Raw genomic sequence first — 17737 nt, 5'->3', positions numbered from 1 at the left:
CGCTCATGCCCGCCGCCCCTGCTTTCCTATGCTCGCGCTCATCATCTCGAACAGAGTGCGTGACGCGGGCGGCATCGCGTGCTGATGCCGGCTGATCAAGCCCAGCGTGCGCTTGACGGCGGGATTGACGAGCGGCACGCCGACCACCGTGCCTTGCCGCTCCGGCAGAATCGACAGGCCCGGCACCGCCGCCACGCCCAGGCCCGACTCCACCAGCGCCAAGATGCCTGACACGTGGTTGATCTCGCACGAGATCCACGGGTGCTTTTCCACACCGGCCAGCGCCGCGTCGAGCACGCTGCGGTTGCCGCTCGACTTGGCCACCGAGATATAGCGTTCGTCGACGGTATCCTTCCAGCTCAGCTTCTTGCGTTTGGCCAGCCGGTGATCGGCCCGCATCGCCAGCACGTAGGTCTCGACGTAGATGGGCTGGAAATGAATCTCCGGATTTTCCGCGCCCGTAAAGCTGATGCCGAAATCCGCCTCGCCGGCCAGCACGAGGTTAAGCACGTCCTGCGCGCTTTCGTCATGCACGCGCACGCGAATTTTCGGAAACTGCGCGCTGAAGCGCTTGAGCACGTCCGGCAGGAAATGCCACACGGCCGAAGGCACGCAGGCAAACGTCACCGTCCCGGTGCGGTGCGCGGCCAGGTCGGCCACTCCCAGCACGGCATCTTCCAGGCCGTTGAGCGCATCGCGCACGTTTACCAGGAACACCTGCCCGACGTTGGTCAGCTGCACGCGCCGTGTGGTGCGCTCAAACAGCTTGACCCCCAGCGCATCCTCGAGTTTTTCGATGCGGCGGCTGAGCGCCGGCTGCGACAGGAACAGGTCGGCCGCGGCCTGGCGAAAGCTGTTGCGCTCCGCCACAGCCACGAAGGCCTGCAAATCATGAAGCTCGTAATTGATGCGCTGCATGCATTAATCCTCGGAAAAATTGCAATTATCAAATTATGCCATTTCAACGATGATGGGGTCTGAATGCTGAGCCTCGCCAAGAAGGCCTGACCTGAAAAAGGAGACATGATGCGACACTATTCCACGTTCGCGCTTTTACCGGCGGCCGGCGGCGCAACGCTGCCGGCGTCACGGAAACACACCTCAACAACCGCCACGGCACGGGCTTGACACCCGGCCTCATGAAAAAATCTTAACATCAGGAGAACCATCATGCCTCAGCATATTCTGCTGCAAACCTCGCGCCCGCTGCTCGCGGCGCTGGTGCTGCTCGCCGCCGGCGCGGCGCATGCCGCCGACATCCGCGTGGTCAGCTCGGGCGGTTTCGCCCAGGCCTACAAAAACCTGGCCCCCGCCTACGAACGCGCCAGCGGCGACCATCTGCTGTCCGAATGGGGTCCGTCGATGGGCACCACCAGGAATGCGATCCCGGCGCGCCTGGCGCGCGGCGAGCCGATCGACGTCGTCATCATGGTGGGCGACGCGCTCGACAAGCTGATGCAGGAAGGCCGCCTGGTCCCCGGCAGCAAGGTGGTCCTGGCCAATTCGCCGATCGCCTGCGCCGTGCGCCACGGCGCGGCAAAGCCCGACATCAGCACCACCGAGGGCTTGCGCAGCGCTTTCCTGCAGGCGCACAAGGTGGCCTATTCGGACAGCGCCAGCGGCGAATACATCGAGAAGCAACTGATGCAGACACTGCACATCGCGGAGCAGATGCAGGGCAAGGCCGCGAAAATTCCCGCCACCCCCGTCGGCGAAATCATCGCGCACGGCGAGGCCGATTTCGGCTGCCAGCAGCGCAGCGAGCTGCTGCCGGTCGCGGGCATCGACATCGTCGGCCTGCTGCCGCCGGAAGTGCAGCGGATGACGCAGTTTTCGGCGGCGCTGGCCCCGGGCGGCAAGGAACCGGAAGCCGGACGCGCCCTGCTGCGCTTCCTCGCCGCCCCTGCCAACACCGGCGCGATCGAAGCGACCGGGCTGCAGCCGGCATCGGCGCCAGCGACAGCAACGCACTAGGCGACGTCACTCATCTTTCATCAATAGGTAAATCATGGCCACTCCATCGACCGCCGCACCCCTCGCCGAGCCGACAGCGCCGCGCGCACAGGCACGCCCTCCCTCGCGCATCGCCACCGTCATCCGGGTGACGAGCGGGAACTTCATCGAAATGTACGATTTTTTCCTGTTCGGCTTTTACGCGACGTATATTGCCAAGGCCTTCTTCCCCGCCACCAGCGAATACGCGGCCCTGATGATGACCTTCGCCACCTTCGGCGCGGGATTTTTCATGCGGCCGCTGGGCGCCATCATCCTCGGCAGCTATATCGACCGCATCGGCCGGCGCAAGGGACTGGTGCTGACCCTGGCCATCATGGCTTCCGGCACGGCGCTGATCGCCTTCGTGCCCGGCTATGCGACCATCGGCTTGCTGGCGCCGCTCCTCGTGCTGATCGGGCGCTTGCTGCAAGGTTTCTCCGCCGGCGTGGAGCTGGGCGGCGTGTCGGTCTACCTGTCCGAGATGGCGACACCCGGCAACAAGGGCTATTACGTCAGCTGGCAATCGGCCAGCCAGCAAGTCGCCATCATCTTTTCCGCGGCGCTCGGTTACTATCTCAACGAAACCTTGAGCAAGGAATTCATCGCGGACTGGGGCTGGCGCATTCCGTTCTTCATCGGCTGCTCCATCATCCCCGTGGTGTTCTACATCCGCCGTTCGCTGCAGGAGACCGAGGCCTATCTGACGCGCAAGTCGCATCCGACGTTCCGGCAAATGCTGGGGACCATCAGCCTCAACTGGCCGCTGGTCGTCAGCGGCGCGATGCTGATCGTGCTGACGACGGTGGCGTTCTATCTGATCACCGTCTACACGCCGACCTTCGGCAAGAGCGTGCTCAAACTGAGCACCGAAGACAGCCTGCTCGTCACCTTGTGCATCGGCCTGTCGAACTTCCTCTGGCTGCCGGTGATGGGGGCGCTGTCGGACCGCATCGGGCGCTGGCCCATCATGGCCGCGTGCGCGGCGCTGACGATGCTGACCGCCTACCCGGCCCTGTCCTGGCTGGTCGCCCATCCCAGTTTCAACCACATGCTGATGGTCGAGCTGTGGCTGTCCTTCCTGTACGGCAGCTACAACGGCGCCACCATCGTCGCGCTGACGGAAATCATCCCGGCCAGCGTGCGGACCACAGGCTTTTCGCTGGCCTACAGCCTGGCCACCGCGCTGTTCGGCGGCCTGACGCCGCTGGTGTCGACCCTGCTGATCGAGAGCACCGGCGACAAGGCGGCGCCAGGCTACTGGATGGCGGGCGCCGGCGCCATCAGCCTGCTGGCGACGTGGCTGATCTATCGCGGCATCGTCAGGGAGCGCCATCCCGTCCCGGCGTGAACCAGTCCGGCCTGGACGGACATCGCGTCATGGCCAGGCAGGCCGGCGCATCCGGAACAGGCTGTCGGGTCCGATCTCGAAATAATCGGCCGGACCGCCGCCGCGCAATATCGGCGCAGCGGCGGCCGTGTCGTACACGCCATCGGTCAACAGATGGCGCGCGATGTGCACGCCCACCACTTCCCCGAGCACCAGCCAGCTGCCGACACCGTCGCCATTGACGCCTTGCAGCTCGATGATCTGCGTGCGCCGGCATTCGAAGGACACGGGGCTTTCCGCCACGCGCGGCACGTTGACGATGCGCGAGGCGGCAGGCGTCAGGCCGGCCAGCGCGAATTCGTCGACTTCGGGCGGCGCCGGTGCGCAGCTGATATTCATCGCCTCGGCCAGCGGACGGGTCGCCAAATTCCACACGAATTCGCCCGTCTGTTCGATATTGCGCAAGGTATCCTTGCGGCCGATGCTGGAAAAGCCGATCAGCGGCGGATGGTAATTGAAGGCATTGAAAAAGCTGTACGGCGCCAGATTGAGCACGCCCTCGCTGCTGCGCGAGGCGATCCAGCCGATGGGACGCGGTCCGACAATCGCGTTGAACGGGTCATGCGGCAGGCCGTGGCCCTGCGCAGGTTCATAAAAGTGTATGGGGTCAAGCACGCGGATTCCTGAAGTCAAAGGAAGTCAAGGGCGCCCGGGATCGAACGCCTGGAACGACAGCTTACTGGAATTGCCGCCGTCGCGTTGCCAGCCCGCCGACGCGCCAGGTGCGCTCGCGCACGCAGCGCGACAATTGTATGGCGCGCCGCACCACGCCTCGCTTATGATGGGCCAACTCAACCCTTATCATTGCGCTACCGCCCATGCCTATCCTTACGCTGCACCAGAAAGTGTTCCTGCTCCTCCTGAGCATCGTCACCATCGGCTTCGGCTGGATATTGGCGCCGTATGCGGGCGCCATCTTCTGGGGCGTCATCCTGGCGATCCTGTTCGCGCCCGTCTACCGCTGGCTGCTGGCCAAAACCAGGGGCCGCGCCGGCCTGGCTTCGCTGCTGACCTTGCTGTTGATCATCGTCATCGTGATCCTGCCGCTGTCGCTCATTTCCGTGTCGCTCGTGAACCAGGCGGCCAGCGTCGTGGAAATGGTGCGTTCGGGCGAAATCACGGTCGCCATGTTCTTCGATAAAATCATGGCGGTGCTGCCGCACTGGCTGATCAACCTGCTCGAGCGCTTCCACCTGACCAGCCTGGCCAGCCTGCAGGACAAGCTGGCCGAGGGCGCCACGCAGGTAAGCCAGGTGGTGGCCGTCAAAGCCATCAATGTGGGCCTGTACACCTTCGAATTCCTCACCAGCCTGTGCATCATGCTATACCTGCTGTTTTTCCTCATGCGCGATGGCTCGACCCTGTCGGCCCGCATCAAGAACGCCGTGCCGCTGAGCCGCAAGTACAAGCAGCGCCTGTTCACCAATTTCACCACGGTGATCCGCGCCACGGTGAAGGGCAACATTCTCGTGGCGATCGCCCAGGGCGCCCTCGGCGGCCTGGCGTTCTGGTTCCTCGACGTGCCGGCGCCGCTGCTGTGGGCCGTGCTGATGGCTTTCCTGTCGCTGCTGCCGGCCGTCGGCGCCGCCCTCGTCTGGGCGCCCGTGGCCGCCTACTTCCTGGCCACGGGCGCCATCTGGCAAGGCGCGGGCCTGGCCGCTTTCGGCGTCTTCGTCATCGGCCTCGTCGACAACGTGCTGCGCCCCATCCTGGTGGGCAAGGACACCAAGATGCCCGACTACGTGGTGCTGCTGTCGACTGTGGGCGGCATGGCCCTGTTCGGCCTGAACGGCTTTGTCATCGGCCCCGTGGTGGCGGCCCTGTTCATCGCCTCGTGGGACCTGTTCGTCTCGGCCAGCGAATTCCAGGCCGAGGATTGATATCTGCCACACGATGGCGTTGAACGGGCCATGCGGCAGGCCGGAGCCCTGCGCGGGTCATAAAAATGCATACCGTCTGCCATGCGTCTTCCTGCCATCACGACGCTCACAGCAGCGCGCCTGGAATGACGGCTTAACAAATCATCGTACAGGCGCATTTTTCAGTACCTTGGGGAGCACAATCTGCGTTCTGCCCGAAACCTGTTTACAGCGCTGTTGCAAATTTGCATACTGGTGCCACCTTCATCACGAGGATCGTGGAACAGATGAGCATCGACCTTGCGCTACACGAGCATGATTTTTCTCTCGTCCGGCGCCCCCAGGGCCCGTACATCGCCGCGATTATCGTGCTGCACCTGGTGCTGTTCTGGATGGCGACACGACCCGTGCACACAAGGATGGAGCACGATGACCGGGTCTGGCTGCAACTGATGCCACCCCTGCCGACTATGAGAGGGTTCATTCCACCCGCCGGGCCCGCTCGAGCGCCTGCACGCCTGCCAGCCCTCCCCCCCCTTCCCGCTGGTGCGGCAAGCGCGTCGCCACCGAAGGAGGCGGCGCCCCCGACGCAAGACCGGCCGCAAGACAATGCACTGCTGGATGAACCGGCGCCTGCCGCAGGCAAGGCCGGCACCCTCACCTTGGCGCAACAGGCGCTGCAGGCAGCCGGCGCCATCGACCGCCAGCTGCGTGCCGAGCATCCGCAGGAATTTGTAGCGCCGCCCGATACGCCGCAGACGCGTCTGGCAAAAGGATTTGCGGAAGCGCATGCGGCGGTCAAGCCGAAGTGGTTCGAAGCGGCCCGCATCGAATTGTGGAGCGCGCCGAACGACCCCAAACGCATCTATCGCGTCATCACGGCGACAGGAGAATATTGCATCTATATGCCTGACAAGGGCAACATGACGCTGAACCTCAGCGCGCGATCCGGCTACGCCGGCTTCGGCGAAGGCACTGCAGCGCCTTGCCCCATCCGGTTTTAACAACGGGCGATGGTGTCTAACGGAAGGCGGCTCGTACCCGAGGGCATGCATCGTGTCGCCGTCCCATCGTGCAGAAATGAATCCTCCAGAACCTGGCGTGCCGTCGTTGCCACTTGCGCTTCCAGAAACAGACTGCGCAGCGTCATCACGCGGGGCGGCGTGTATTGCTTTTTCCCCAGCATCACGGGATTGCGCCATCTGACGCACCTCGGCTAGGCGGCGGGCGAGCCTCAGATGCAAGCGGGAACGGCCCGTGCCGCTTGCATTGATCCTGTCATTGCACTATCGTTGGCAACACGCGCGTGTTGCCAACCTTGCACAGGAGATCCTACCGTGTCGCTCAAACTCTACGGCCATCCCTTTTCCTCGTACACGCAAAAGGTGCTGATCGCCCTGTACGAAAACGCCCTGCCGTTCAACTTCCTCTGCCTGGCGCCGGACATGCCCGAGCACCTGCAGCAGTGGCTGGAGCGCTGGCCGCTGCGCAAATTCCCGCTGCTGGTGGATGGGGAGCGCAACGTCGCCGAAACCAGCATCATCATCGAATACCTGCAACTGGCCCATCCCGGCCCGCTGCGCCTGCTGCCGGACGACGCCATGCAGGCGCTGGACGTGCGCTTTCTCGACCGCTATTTCGACCTGCACGTCATGACACCGGTGCAGCATGCCGTCGGCGCCGCCCTGACGGGCGACCCGGCAAAGGCCGAGGAAGGCCGCGCGTTTGCCGCCAACAAGCTGGACCTCGCCTACGCCTGGCTGGAAACCCGCCTGGCCGGCAAGACGTGGGCGACGGGCGAAGACTTTACCCTGGCCGACTGCGCCGCCGCTCCCTCGCTGTTCTATGCGGACTGGACGCAGCCGATTCCCGCCACGCTGCCCCTGCTGCGCGCCTACCGCGCGCGCCTGCTGGCCCGTCCATCGTTCGCCCGCGCGGTGGAAGAGGCACGTCCGTACCGCCACCTCTTCCCCCTGGGGGCGCCGCAGCGCGATTGATCCTGTTCAGGCAAACACGGGGCGGAAAAAACTGCGCTCGTAGCTGACGATGCAACGCGTCTCCTCGGCATAGCGGAAGGCGGCCTGGCATTCGGCGTCCTGCATCGAATCGCTGCGGTACTGCTCGTACAAGGCCAGGCTGGGGAACGAGAACATGGCCAGGGCCACGTTGCTGGCGCCTTCCGATGGCAAAAAGTAGCCGTGGTGCTGGCCGCCGAAGCGCTCGACGAGCGGTATCCACAGCTTACCGTAGGCTTCGAATTCCCGCAATTTGTACGGGTCGATGATGTAACGCAAATAACAGGTAATCATGCGATTTCCTTGTGAATGTTCAACTCCATCAGCATGCCCGATTCCCAGGAACCGATGGCGGCCAGTGGCGAGCCAGGCAAAAAATCCAGCGCGCACGGATACGTAACATTTTCCTGCGCCAGCACGCCGAGACCGGGCCAGGCGTAGAACAGCAGCTTGCCCTTGCCGATGCGTCCCAGCGCGCTGCCGTCGGGCAGCCAGCGCAAGGCATTGTCCGTGCCGCCGCCCGCTTCCACGGGCACCATGGCCAGCAAGCGGCCATCGGCCAGCGCATATACCGACAGGAACTCCTCGCCGCCCGCGTGATGCAGTGCGGCCAGGGATGCTCCGTCCGGCGATGGCGCGCACGACCTCAGGCCTGGCAGCGACAGCACCTTGCGCCCGCCGCCCGCTTGCAAGGGCCAGTCCCATACGCTGCAGTAGTCAGGCGGCTGCTCCTGCCCCTCGTCCACCGATTTGACGCCATGCAGGACCAGCAAGCGCCGCCCGCCATCGATGGCGTAGACACCGCGCAGCATCTCGCCCGGGTGCTCCTGCATGAAGCGCACCTCGCCCGTCTGCGCGTCGCGCACCCGCAGGCGGCCATCCCAGCCGCCGTCGGCAAGATACTGCCCGCACGGCGACCACGCGGGGCCGCAGCCTTCGCCATCCTTCTTGTTCTGGAAATTGAACAGTAATTGTCCCGCCTGGGCATCCACCACGGCCAGCTGGCCCGTCGTGCTCTTGATGGCCAGCCGGTTGCCGTCGGGCGAAAATGCCATGCCCGACATATGCGCGATGAATTTGCCGCGCCACAGTTTCTGGCGTGCCGCCACGTCCCACAGGACCAGGTCGCGCCCCAGCACGGCCAGGCGCGTGCCATCGGGCGAAAACCGCACGCCGTAGCTGCAGCCCAGCTTCAGGGGTTTGCGCGTTACCGTCATGGGCGCGCCAGGCGATAGACGACGCTATCGATATCGTAATGGCGTTCCATGCCCGCGTACTGCATGCCCAGGCGCGTCATGACCTTGATCGAGGCGGCGTTGTCCGGGTGCGCTACGGCCACCACTTCCGGTGCGCCGACGACGTCGAACGCATGCGCGACGATGGCGGCCGCCGCTTCGCTGGCATAGCCCTGTCCCCAGCCCGTACGCGCCAGGCGCCAGCCGATTTCATGCGGCTTGTTTTTGTCGCCATCGAGATGTTGCAGGCAGGCCATGCCCACCATCTCGCCATCATCGAGGCGGATCAGCGCCCACCACGAATAGCCCCACTCGGCCCAGCGGCCCGTGATGCGCGTGACAGCCGCGCGTGTGTTTTCTTCCGTCTCGGGCTGGCCCGCGTTCAGGTAGGTCATCACTTCGGGATCGGTGTTGAGCGTGCGCATGCGCTCGTAGTGCTGCTCGGTGATCGGTTCCAGGCGCAGGCGCGCCGTCGTCAGTATGGTCATCGCATTTCCTTGGACGAAAAAAAAGACGATACACGATCGTCTTTTTTTTGCAAGCGTGCACGCAATTACTTGCCTGCTTCGCCCTTCTTGATCCACGCCGCCAGCTGGTGCGGACGCAGGCCGTCGTAGTCTTCGAACGGCTGATGGATCCACGGATTGTGCGGCAGTTCGTCGAGGAAGTAGTCGGGACGCACGACGGAGCAGCCCTTGAGCCAGATCACGGCCGATTTGACTTCGGTCACGTCGGGGAAGTTTTCCTTCAGGTGACGCGTGACCTTGTCCAGGGTGACGCCCGAATCGGCCAGGTCGTCGACCAGCAGGATGCGGCCGGCCAGCGGGCCCTTGGTCATGGTCATGTACTTGGCGATATCGAGGTCGCCGCGCACCGTGCCCGCGTCTTCGCGGTAGGAGCTGGTCGACAGGATGGCCAACGGCAAATCAAAGATGCGCGAGAACACGTCGCCAGGACGCACGCCGCCGCGCGCCAGGCACAATACCTGGTCGAATTTCCAGCCCGATTCGTAGACCTTGAGCGCCAGGCGCTCGATCAGGCGGTGGTATTCTTCCCAGTTGACCCAGAGGTGTTGATCGTTCGATTGTGGGGTAGTCATGATAGTGGAATCTTATTATTAGCGTGATTAAAAAAATCCGCCTTGCGGCGGATTGTGTCCAGCAGCTTACTCGAATGGGTGGCGCAGCACGATCGTTTCTTCACGATCCGGACCGGTCGAAACCATGTCCACCGGTACGCCGACCAGTTCTTCGATGCGCTTGATGTAAGCGCGCGCCGTTGCAGGCAGGGCCGCCAGCGATTTCGCGCCGACCGTGCTTTCCGTCCAGCCCGGCATTTCTTCGTACACGGGTACGCAACGGGCGGCTTCTTCAGCGCCCGATGGGAAGATGTCCGTGGCCACGCCGTCGATGGTGTAGCCGGTGCACAGTTTCAGCGTTTCGATACCGTCCAGCACGTCCAGCTTGGTCAGGCACATGCCCGTCACGCCGTTGATCTGCACGGAGCGGCGCAGCAAGGCGGCGTCGAACCAGCCGCAGCGGCGGGCACGGCCCGTCACGGTGCCGAATTCATGGCCGACTTGCGCCAGATGGTGGCCGACGCCCGCATCCGTTGGCAGTTCCGAAGGGAACGGGCCGGAACCGACGCGCGTCGTGTAAGCCTTGGTGATGCCCATGATGTAGTGCAGCATTCCCGGGCCCACGCCCGAACCGGCGGCGGCATTGCCGGCCACGCAGTTCGACGAGGTGACAAACGGATAGGTGCCGTGGTCGACGTCGAGCAGGGAACCCTGCGCGCCTTCGAACAGCAGATTCGCGCCGGCCTTGTGCGCCTTGTACAGCGCGCTCGACACGTCGGTGACCATCGGACGCAGACGCGGCACATAGGCCAGCGCGTCGTCGAGGGTCTTCTGATAGTCGACTTTCGGCGCCTTCAGGTAGTTTTCCAGCACGAAGTTGTGGTAATCGAGGTTTTCGGCCAGCTTTTCGGCAAAGCGCTTCTCGTTGAGCAGGTCGGCGATACGGATCGCGCGGCGCGCCACTTTGTCTTCATAGGCCGGGCCGATGCCCTTGCCGGTGGTGCCGATCTTCGCATCGCCACGCTTGGCTTCACGCGCCAGGTCGATCGCGGTGTGGTAAGGCAGGATCACGGGCGCCGCGTCCGACACTTTCAGGCGCGAGGCAACTTCGACGCCGACAGCTTCGAGCTTGTCGATTTCGCGCAGCACGTCCGGCACGGAAACGACCACGCCGTTACCGATGTAGCAGGCGACGCCTGGACGCATGATGCCCGACGGGATCAGCTGCAGCGCGGTTTTGACGCCGCCGATGACCAGCGTGTGGCCTGCATTGTGGCCGCCCTGGAAGCGCACCACGCCCTGGGCGTGATCGGTCAACCAATCGACGATCTTGCCTTTACCTTCATCGCCCCATTGGGTGCCGATGACAACAACGTTCTTTGCCATAATTTTCTTTGACATCACTCAACCTAAGTTTTTAAGAATCCAGCTACTACCATTATCGGCAAGTACCAGCACGCGATCGCACTCGAACTCGTCTTGTTCATTACTGTGACCCGGCATACTCTGGATCACGACCTCGCCCGCCTTGCGCAACTCGGCGATTTTTTCCTTCAATTCTGGCGCGCTGCCCCACGGCGCGCGGATCGAATGCTTCCGTTCCGCGGTCGGCAACAGGCGCGCCAGTTCGCGCAAATCGAGCGAGAAGCCGGTCGCGGGACGTGCCCGGCCGAACGCTTCGCCGACGTGGTCATAACGGCCGCCGCGCGCAACCGCGTTCGGCAAGCCTGGTACATACAGCGCAAACATCGCGCCGCTTTCATATTGGTAGCCGCGCAGGTCGGCCAGGTCGATCGCCACTTCGGCGCGGCCCAGGGCGGATCCTGCCAGCGCGGCCAGTTCGGCCAGCGCCTTGAGCACGCCCGGCAGCGGCGGCAGCACTTCGCGCGCACGCGCCAGCACATCGATGTCACCGTACAGGTTCGGCAAGGCCAGCAGCGCATCGCGCGTGACGGCATCGTAGGATGCGGTCAGGGCGCGCAGGCCCGGCGCATCTTTCGCGCGCAGCAAGGCATACAGCGCAGCTTCGTCGCGTCCGGCGGCGGCGTCTTGCGCAATGATAGCGCGCAACAGGCCGACGTGCGACAAATCCAGGCGGACCGCATCGAAACCGGCCAGTGCCAGCGAAGCGAGCGCCAGTTCCTGGATCTCGGCATCCGCTTCCAGGCCGGCGTGGCCATAGATTTCGGCGCCGATCTGCAGCGGTTCGCGGGTGGCGTGCAGGCCCGACGGACGGGTATGCAGCACGCTGCCGGCGTAGCACAGGCGGGTGACGGTGGCACGGTTGAGCAGGTGGGCGTCGATGCGCGCCACTTGCGTCGTCATGTCGGCGCGCAGGCCGAGCATGCGGCCCGACAGCTGGTCGACCAGTTTGAACGTGCGCAGGTCGGTATCCTTGCCAGCGCCGGTCATCAGCGATTCCAGATACTCGAGCAGCGGCGGCATTACCAGTTCATATCCGTACAGACGGAAATTATCCAGCATGAGGCGGCGCAGCTCTTCGATCTTGCGCGCTTCCGACGGCAGAACATCGGCAATATTTTCGGGCAAAAGCCAATTCGGCATGAGGGAGCGAGATACGGAAGAAAGTTGAAAAAATGCATCATGCGAGGCAGCGGCGGGCGCGCCAGGCAAGAGGCCGAACCTGATATTTTACGCGAAAACACGGGCCTTTAGGGATAAGTTGTCCGAAACGCTGCCGCACGGCCCCAAAAACACCGCATTTTACGCCTTCCCGCAACAGCTAGACGGGCACAAAAAAACGGGGCCGGCATCGATGCCGGCCCCGCTGCTGCCGCACCCGTCCTTGCGGCCGGGTGCAGTGTCGATGCTGCCTTACTTCTTGGCCGAACCGGCTGCGCCGCCGCCCTTGAAGTACTTGAAGAATTCCGAGCTCGGATCGACCACCATCACGTCGCCCTTGTCCTTGAACGTGGCGCGGTAGGCTTCCAGGCTGCGGTAGAACTTGTAGAACTCCGGATTCTTGCCAAACGCTTCCGCGTAGATCTGCGATGCCTTGGCGTCGCCCTCGCCGCGGATCTTCTCGGCTTCGCGGTACGCTTCGGCCAGGATCACCGTGCGCTGCTTGTCGGCGTCGGCGCGGATTTTCTCGGAGTCGGCCGAACCGGTCGAACGCAGCTCGTTGGCCACGCGCACGCGCTCGGACTTCATGCGCTCGTACACGGAGTTGTTGATCTGCTCGACGTAATCGACGCGCTTCAGGCGCACGTCGACGATTTCCACGCCGATGGCCTTGGCTTCCGCCGAGACCTTCGCCAGGATCGCTTCCATCACCTTGCCGCGCTGGCCCGAGATCACTTCGCGCACCGTGCGCTTGGTGATTTCATCGTTCAGCGCCGCCTTGACGATTTGCGACATGCGGTTGCGGGCCGGCTTTTCATCGCCGCCAAAGCTGCGGAAATACAGGCGCGGGTCGGCGATGCGCCACTTCACATACGCGTCGACGAGGATGTTCTTCTTCTCGGCCGTGATGAAGCGCTCCGGCTCCGGCGTGTCCAGGGTCAGGATGCGCTTGTCCAGGTACAGCACGTTCTGGAACGGCGGCGGCAGCTTGAAATACAGGCCCGGCGTGCTGATGACTTCCTTGACTTCGCCGAGGGCGAAGACCACCGCATACTTACGCTGGTCGACCACGAACACGGTCGAGGACAAGAGCATGATCGCGATAAAGCCCGCGATCAGGGCGGCTACGATACGGTTCATTAGCGGCTCTCCCGTTCACGCGAAGAGCGGCTGTCGCGGCGCTGATTGACTTCAACTGTCTGCATGGCTTCCTGTGGCAAAACGGTGTTGGCTGCGGGTGTCGCGGCAGCACGGGCGGCGGCAGCGGCGGCATCGGTGGCGGCCGTCTGGGCGATCAGCTTGTCGAGCGGCAGGTACAGCAGATTGCTGCCCGTCTTCGCGTCGACCATGACCTTGCTGGCACTGCTGAACACTTGCTGCATCGTTTCGAGGTACATGCGGTCGCGCGTGACGACCGGCGCCTTCTGATACTCGACCAGCACCTGCTTGAAGCGCGACGCGTTACCGGCGGCGTTCTCGGTCACCATCGCGCTGTACGCGGCGGCTTCTTCCATCAGGCGGAATGCGGCGCCGCGGGCTTTCGGAATGACGTCGTTGGCGTAAGCCTGGCCTTCATTCTTCTGGCGTTCGCGGTCCTGGCCTGCCTTGACGGCATCGTCGAAGGCGGCTTGCACCTGCTCCGGCGGCTGCACGGCCTGCATCGTCACGTTGGTGATGACGGCGCCGACCTTGTAGCGGTCGAGGATCTGCTGCATCAGCTGCTGCGTATCGTAGGCGACCTTTTCGCGGCCTTCGTACAAGACGAAGTCCATCTTGCTGCGGCCGACCACTTCGCGGATCGCCGTTTCGGCGACCTGGCGCAGGGTGTCTTCCTGGTCGCGCGTGTTGAACAGCCACGCGACGGGATCTTTCAGCGTGTATTGCACCGCGAACTGGATGTCGATGATGTTTTCATCGTCCGTCAGCATCAGCGATTCGCTGGCCTGCTTGTTGCGCAGCGACTGGCGGTAACCCACTTCCACCGTGCGCACCTGCGACACGTTGACGGTTTCGTCGGTCTGGAACGGGTACGGCCAGCGCCAGTTGAAACCGGCCGGCGTGGTGTGGCTGTATTTGCCGAACGTGAGCACGACGCCGTTCTGGCCCTCTTGCACGATAAAGGCGCCGCTGGCGAGCCAGATGAAGACGGCGATCACGCCAACGACGCCGGCGGTGATGCCGGCGCCCTTCATGTCGGGACGCGGGCCGCTGCCGCCGCCGTTGTTATTGCCGCCGTTGTCGGGACGGTTCTTCTGTCCGAAAAAGGCGTTCAGGCGCTGATTGAAATCGCGCCACAACTGATCGAGGTCCGGCGGACCTTCGCCGGGCTTTTTGCCTTCTTGGGCTTTCTTGCCGTCGTCCTTGCGATTGCCCCAGCGGGGATCGTTCAGGGACAACTTCAAGCCTGTTTTTTTGAGTAGGGAGACAAGCATAACTATCGTGTTCCGACTTGGGAGTGGGTGGAAATCCTATCGTCCTCGCCAGGCTCTTCGTCCTGGTCCGGGGCGGCGCCATCGTGCTGGTCGTACTGACCGTCAAACTGATCTTCCTGCGGTGCTTCGTCGTTCTGATACAGGTGCGCCGAACGGGGCGCCTTCCTGGCCATTTCGACGATCGCATCGCGCAACAGGTCGAGCCCGCTGCCCTTCTGCGCACTGACGAACACGCGACTGATCGTAGCATATTCGTCGCGTTCCACCGAAGGCTCCAGCCCGGCCGCATCGATCTTGTTCCACACGAGGATTTGCGGAATATGATCGGCGCCGATCTCTTTCAAGACCAGGTTAACCTGCTCGATCTGCTCCATGCGTACCGGCGACGCGGCGTCGACGACGTGCAGCAGCAAATCGGCATGGATGGTTTCTTCGAGCGTGGCGCGGAAGGCGGCCACCAGCTGGTGCGGCAATTCGCGCACGAAGCCGACCGTGTCGGAGATCACCACATTGCCCACTTCCTGGCCCAGGTAAACCCGGCGCGAGGTGGTGTCGAGGGTGGCGAACAGCTGGTCGGCCACATACACGCCGGCCTTGGTCACGGCATTGAACAGGGTCGACTTGCCGGCATTGGTATAGCCGACGAGGGACACCGAGAATGTGTGATTGCGGCCGCGCGCGCGGCGCTGCGTTTCGCGCTGCTTATGCAGCTTTTCCAGGCGCGCGCGCAAGGCCTTGACGCGGTCGCCGATCAGCCGGCGGTCGGTCTCGAGCTGCGTCTCGCCGGGACCGCGCAAGCCGATACCGCCCTTTTGCCGTTCCAGGTGGGCCCAGCCGCGAATCAGGCGCGTGGCCAGATGCTGCAGCTGGGCCAGCTCGACTTGCAGCTTGCCCTCGTGGCTCTTGGCGCGCTGCGCGAAGATGTCGAGGATCAGGCTGGTACGGTCGAGCACGCGCACATTCAGGCGCTTTTCCAGATTGCGCTGCTGGGCGGGCGAGAGGGCGTGATTGAAGATGACAATTTCCAGGCCATCGTTGACGACGACGTCGCCAATTTCATCGGCCTTGCCGCTGCCGACGAAATACGCGGAATCGGGGCTGGAACGCTTGGCCGTGATGGTGGAAATCGGGTCCGCGCCAGCCGAACGCGACAACAGCATGAGTTCCTCCATGCTGGCGGCGAAGTCGCTGTGACCGAAGTCAACCCCGACTAGTGCCGCGCGCATGATGGCATCTGATGAGTTGGTGCGAACGCCGACGACGATGCAAACGCATCAGCGCCGCTGGCGCGGACGGGGGCGATGGACGGTGAAAGGCGCTGGGCCGTCAAGCTCAACGCTTTACTCCGCTTCAGATTCAATATTGAGATTGACGGCACGGGCCGGCACCACTGTCGAGATGGCATGCTTGTACACCATCTGTGTCACCGTATTGCGCAGCAATACGACATATTGATCGAACGATTCGATATGGCCCTGCAATTTAATGCCATTGACCAGGTAGATCGAGACAGGAACATGCTCTTTGCGTAATGCATTGAGGAATGGGTCTTGTAACAGTTGCCCTTTGTTGCTCATAACAGCTCCGTTGTTTATGTTGTTGTGTAAGAATTGGAGGCGACTCGCTTGATTTCAAGTGCTCTCACACCTTTCAAAGAAAGAAAGATGCGTCATAGCTACTGTAACCTGTTTTCGCGATCGCTGTCGCGCATGGCGCATTAACACTTTATTATTTCCGTGCAAAAGCCATTGAATTGGCTATCGGCGCCGCATTATCTCTGCGGCGCCTTAATATGCACTTAATTTTACTTGCTTGGCGTGCGTGCAAACGGATTTTTACCCGTGCGCAGTTCAATGCGCAACGGCGTGCCAACCAGGGCAAACGTATCGCGGAAATGTTTTTCCAGATAACGCTTGTACGGATCGCCAACGGCGTCGAGCGCATTGCCGTGAATAACGATCACAGGCGGGTTCATGCCGCCCTGGTGGGCATAGCGCAGCTTCGGACGAATCGAGCCCTTGCGGCGCGGTTCCTGCTTCTCCACGGCCTCGATCAGGGCGCGCGTCAGCTTCGGCGTCGACAGGTCGCACATGGCGGCCGCATACGCGGCGTTGAGCGACTTCATCAATGGACCGATGTTGGTACCCTTCAGCGCCGAAATGAAATGCATCTGCGCGAACGACAGGAAATCGAGCTTGCGGTCGATATCGATCTTGATTTCATCGCGCTGGTGCGATTGCAAACCATCCCATTTATTCACGGCCACCACCAGCGCGCGGCCCGATTCCAGGATAAAGCCGGCGATATGCGCGTCCTGCTCCGAGATATCCTGCTGCGCGTCGAGCATCAGCACGACCACGTTGGCTTCGGAAATCGACTGCAGCGTTTTCACCACCGAGAATTTCTCGATCGCTTCAAACACCTTGCCGCGGCGGCGGATACCGGCCGTGTCGATCAGGGTGTATTGCTGGCCATCGCGCTCGAACGGGATTTCGATCGAATCGCGCGTCGTGCCCGGCATGTCGAAGGCGATCACGCGCTCTTCGCCCAGCAGGGTGTTGATCAAGGTCGACTTGCCCACGTTCGGACGGCCGACGAGGGCGATCTTGATGCCGCGGTCGGTCTTTTCCAGCTCTTCAGGCTCGTCCGGACGCTGCGCGAACGCCAGGTCCAGCATCACTTCGACGAGGTCGTTGACGCCGTCGCCGTGCGCCGACGAGATCGCATACGGATCGCCCATGCCCAATTCATAGAATTCGGACACGACGGCCGTGTAGCGCATGCCTTCGCTTTTGTTGACCACCAGCAAGACCGGGCGACCGCTCTTGCGCAGGAAGTCGACGATGGTCTTGTCATGCGGAGTCAGGCCTTGACGGCCGTCCACGATGAACACCACCACGTCGGCCTCGGCCACGGCCTGCTTGGTCTGCAGTGCCATCTGGTGCATGATGCCTTCCTTGGCGACGGGTTCGAAACCACCCGTATCGATGACCAGGAAGGGACGTTCGCCGACACGGCCTTCGCCATAGTGACGATCGCGCGTCAACCCAGGCAAATCCGCCACCAGCGCATCGCGCGAGCGGGTCAGACGATTGAATAAAGTCGATTTCCCGACATTGGGTCGACCTACTAGTGCAATTACCGGCTTCATTG

The 17737-nt window shown here is 62.9% G+C and carries 18 protein-coding genes; 5 read left to right on the top strand and 13 right to left on the bottom strand.

Going from position 1 to position 17737, the window contains the following annotated elements; all coding sequences use genetic code 11:
- Window positions 1–3: 3 nt before the first annotated feature.
- A complete protein-coding gene (locus ACQ4WQ_RS03610) occupies window positions 4–918 on the bottom strand; it encodes a LysR family transcriptional regulator (protein WP_326458421.1) in 915 nt (304 codons plus the stop codon).
- 252 nt (window positions 919–1170) lie between these two features.
- Between ACQ4WQ_RS03610 and ACQ4WQ_RS03605 the strand changes: the two genes are divergently transcribed.
- Window positions 1171–1974, top strand: a complete 804-nt coding sequence (locus ACQ4WQ_RS03605) for a substrate-binding domain-containing protein (RefSeq protein ID WP_436494727.1) — start codon at window positions 1171–1173, stop codon at window positions 1972–1974.
- Window positions 1975–2008: 34 nt separating this feature from the next.
- On the top strand, window positions 2009–3343 hold the full coding sequence (locus ACQ4WQ_RS03600; protein ID WP_436494725.1) for an MFS transporter: 1335 nt from the start codon (window positions 2009–2011) through the stop codon (window positions 3341–3343).
- Window positions 3344–3370: 27 nt separating this feature from the next.
- Here the strand turns inward: ACQ4WQ_RS03600 and ACQ4WQ_RS03595 are convergent, their stop codons facing one another.
- On the bottom strand, window positions 3371–3997 hold the full coding sequence (locus tag ACQ4WQ_RS03595; RefSeq protein WP_436494723.1) for a flavin reductase family protein: 627 nt from the start codon (window positions 3995–3997) through the stop codon (window positions 3371–3373).
- A 203-nt stretch (window positions 3998–4200) separates the two neighbouring features.
- Here ACQ4WQ_RS03595 and ACQ4WQ_RS03590 point away from each other — a divergent pair, with 203 nt between their 5' ends.
- The 3 genes from ACQ4WQ_RS03590 to ACQ4WQ_RS03580 all read left to right on the top strand — a co-directional run bounded on the left by ACQ4WQ_RS03590 (window position 4201) and on the right by ACQ4WQ_RS03580 (window position 7238).
- Entirely contained in the window at window positions 4201–5262 is a 1062-nt protein-coding gene (locus ACQ4WQ_RS03590; protein ID WP_326458417.1) for an AI-2E family transporter, read from the top strand.
- A gap of 266 nt (window positions 5263–5528) precedes the next feature.
- Window positions 5529–6245: a hypothetical protein gene (locus ACQ4WQ_RS03585; RefSeq protein ID WP_436494721.1), complete on the top strand. Its 717-nt coding sequence runs from the start codon at window positions 5529–5531 to the stop codon at window positions 6243–6245.
- 333 nt (window positions 6246–6578) lie between these two features.
- Window positions 6579–7238: a glutathione S-transferase family protein gene (locus tag ACQ4WQ_RS03580; protein WP_436494719.1), complete on the top strand. Its 660-nt coding sequence runs from the start codon at window positions 6579–6581 to the stop codon at window positions 7236–7238.
- A gap of 6 nt (window positions 7239–7244) precedes the next feature.
- On the opposite strand, the gene ACQ4WQ_RS03575 is transcribed toward ACQ4WQ_RS03580, so the two are convergent.
- The 11 genes from ACQ4WQ_RS03575 to der form a co-directional block, all read right to left on the bottom strand.
- Window positions 7245–7550, bottom strand: a complete 306-nt coding sequence (locus ACQ4WQ_RS03575; protein WP_034752016.1) for an NIPSNAP family protein — start codon at window positions 7548–7550, stop codon at window positions 7245–7247.
- Entirely contained in the window at window positions 7547–8473 is a 927-nt protein-coding gene (locus ACQ4WQ_RS03570; protein WP_436494717.1) for a WD40 repeat domain-containing protein, read from the bottom strand. Before ACQ4WQ_RS03570 ends, ACQ4WQ_RS03575 begins: the two co-directional genes overlap by 4 nt.
- Window positions 8470–8979 (bottom strand): GNAT family N-acetyltransferase, encoded by a 510-nt coding sequence (locus ACQ4WQ_RS03565; protein WP_436494715.1) that lies wholly within the window; start codon window positions 8977–8979, stop codon window positions 8470–8472. Before ACQ4WQ_RS03565 ends, ACQ4WQ_RS03570 begins: the two co-directional genes overlap by 4 nt.
- 65 nt (window positions 8980–9044) lie before the next feature.
- On the bottom strand, window positions 9045–9590 hold the full coding sequence (locus tag ACQ4WQ_RS03560; RefSeq protein WP_034752020.1) for a phosphoribosyltransferase: 546 nt from the start codon (window positions 9588–9590) through the stop codon (window positions 9045–9047).
- A gap of 66 nt (window positions 9591–9656) precedes the next feature.
- Window positions 9657–10970, bottom strand: a complete 1314-nt coding sequence (locus ACQ4WQ_RS03555; RefSeq protein WP_034752021.1) for an adenylosuccinate synthase — start codon at window positions 10968–10970, stop codon at window positions 9657–9659.
- Between the two features lie 3 nt (window positions 10971–10973).
- Window positions 10974–12134 carry an ATP phosphoribosyltransferase regulatory subunit gene (locus ACQ4WQ_RS03550; protein WP_326459257.1) on the bottom strand — a complete coding sequence of 387 codons (1161 nt, stop codon included), beginning with the start codon at window positions 12132–12134 and terminating at the stop codon, window positions 10974–10976.
- Between the two features lie 270 nt (window positions 12135–12404).
- Window positions 12405–13292, bottom strand: a complete 888-nt coding sequence (gene hflC, locus ACQ4WQ_RS03545; protein ID WP_034752023.1) for a protease modulator HflC — start codon at window positions 13290–13292, stop codon at window positions 12405–12407.
- On the bottom strand, window positions 13292–14584 hold the full coding sequence (hflK, locus tag ACQ4WQ_RS03540; protein WP_436494712.1) for an FtsH protease activity modulator HflK: 1293 nt from the start codon (window positions 14582–14584) through the stop codon (window positions 13292–13294). Before hflK ends, hflC begins: the two co-directional genes overlap by 1 nt.
- A gap of 2 nt (window positions 14585–14586) precedes the next feature.
- Window positions 14587–15810, bottom strand: a complete 1224-nt coding sequence (gene hflX / locus ACQ4WQ_RS03535) for a GTPase HflX (RefSeq protein WP_436494710.1) — start codon at window positions 15808–15810, stop codon at window positions 14587–14589.
- Between the two features lie 114 nt (window positions 15811–15924).
- Window positions 15925–16161 carry an RNA chaperone Hfq gene (gene hfq / locus ACQ4WQ_RS03530; protein ID WP_008450615.1) on the bottom strand — a complete coding sequence of 79 codons (237 nt, stop codon included), beginning with the start codon at window positions 16159–16161 and terminating at the stop codon, window positions 15925–15927.
- A gap of 227 nt (window positions 16162–16388) precedes the next feature.
- On the bottom strand, window positions 16389–17735 hold the full coding sequence (gene der, locus ACQ4WQ_RS03525; RefSeq protein ID WP_070221915.1) for a ribosome biogenesis GTPase Der: 1347 nt from the start codon (window positions 17733–17735) through the stop codon (window positions 16389–16391).
- Window positions 17736–17737: the final 2 nt, after the last annotated feature.

This window comes from Janthinobacterium goodfellowi (assembly GCF_051380695.1).
Lineage (GTDB): Bacteria > Pseudomonadota > Gammaproteobacteria > Burkholderiales > Burkholderiaceae_D > Janthinobacterium.
This window is presented reverse-complemented; position numbering and strand designations above follow the sequence as displayed.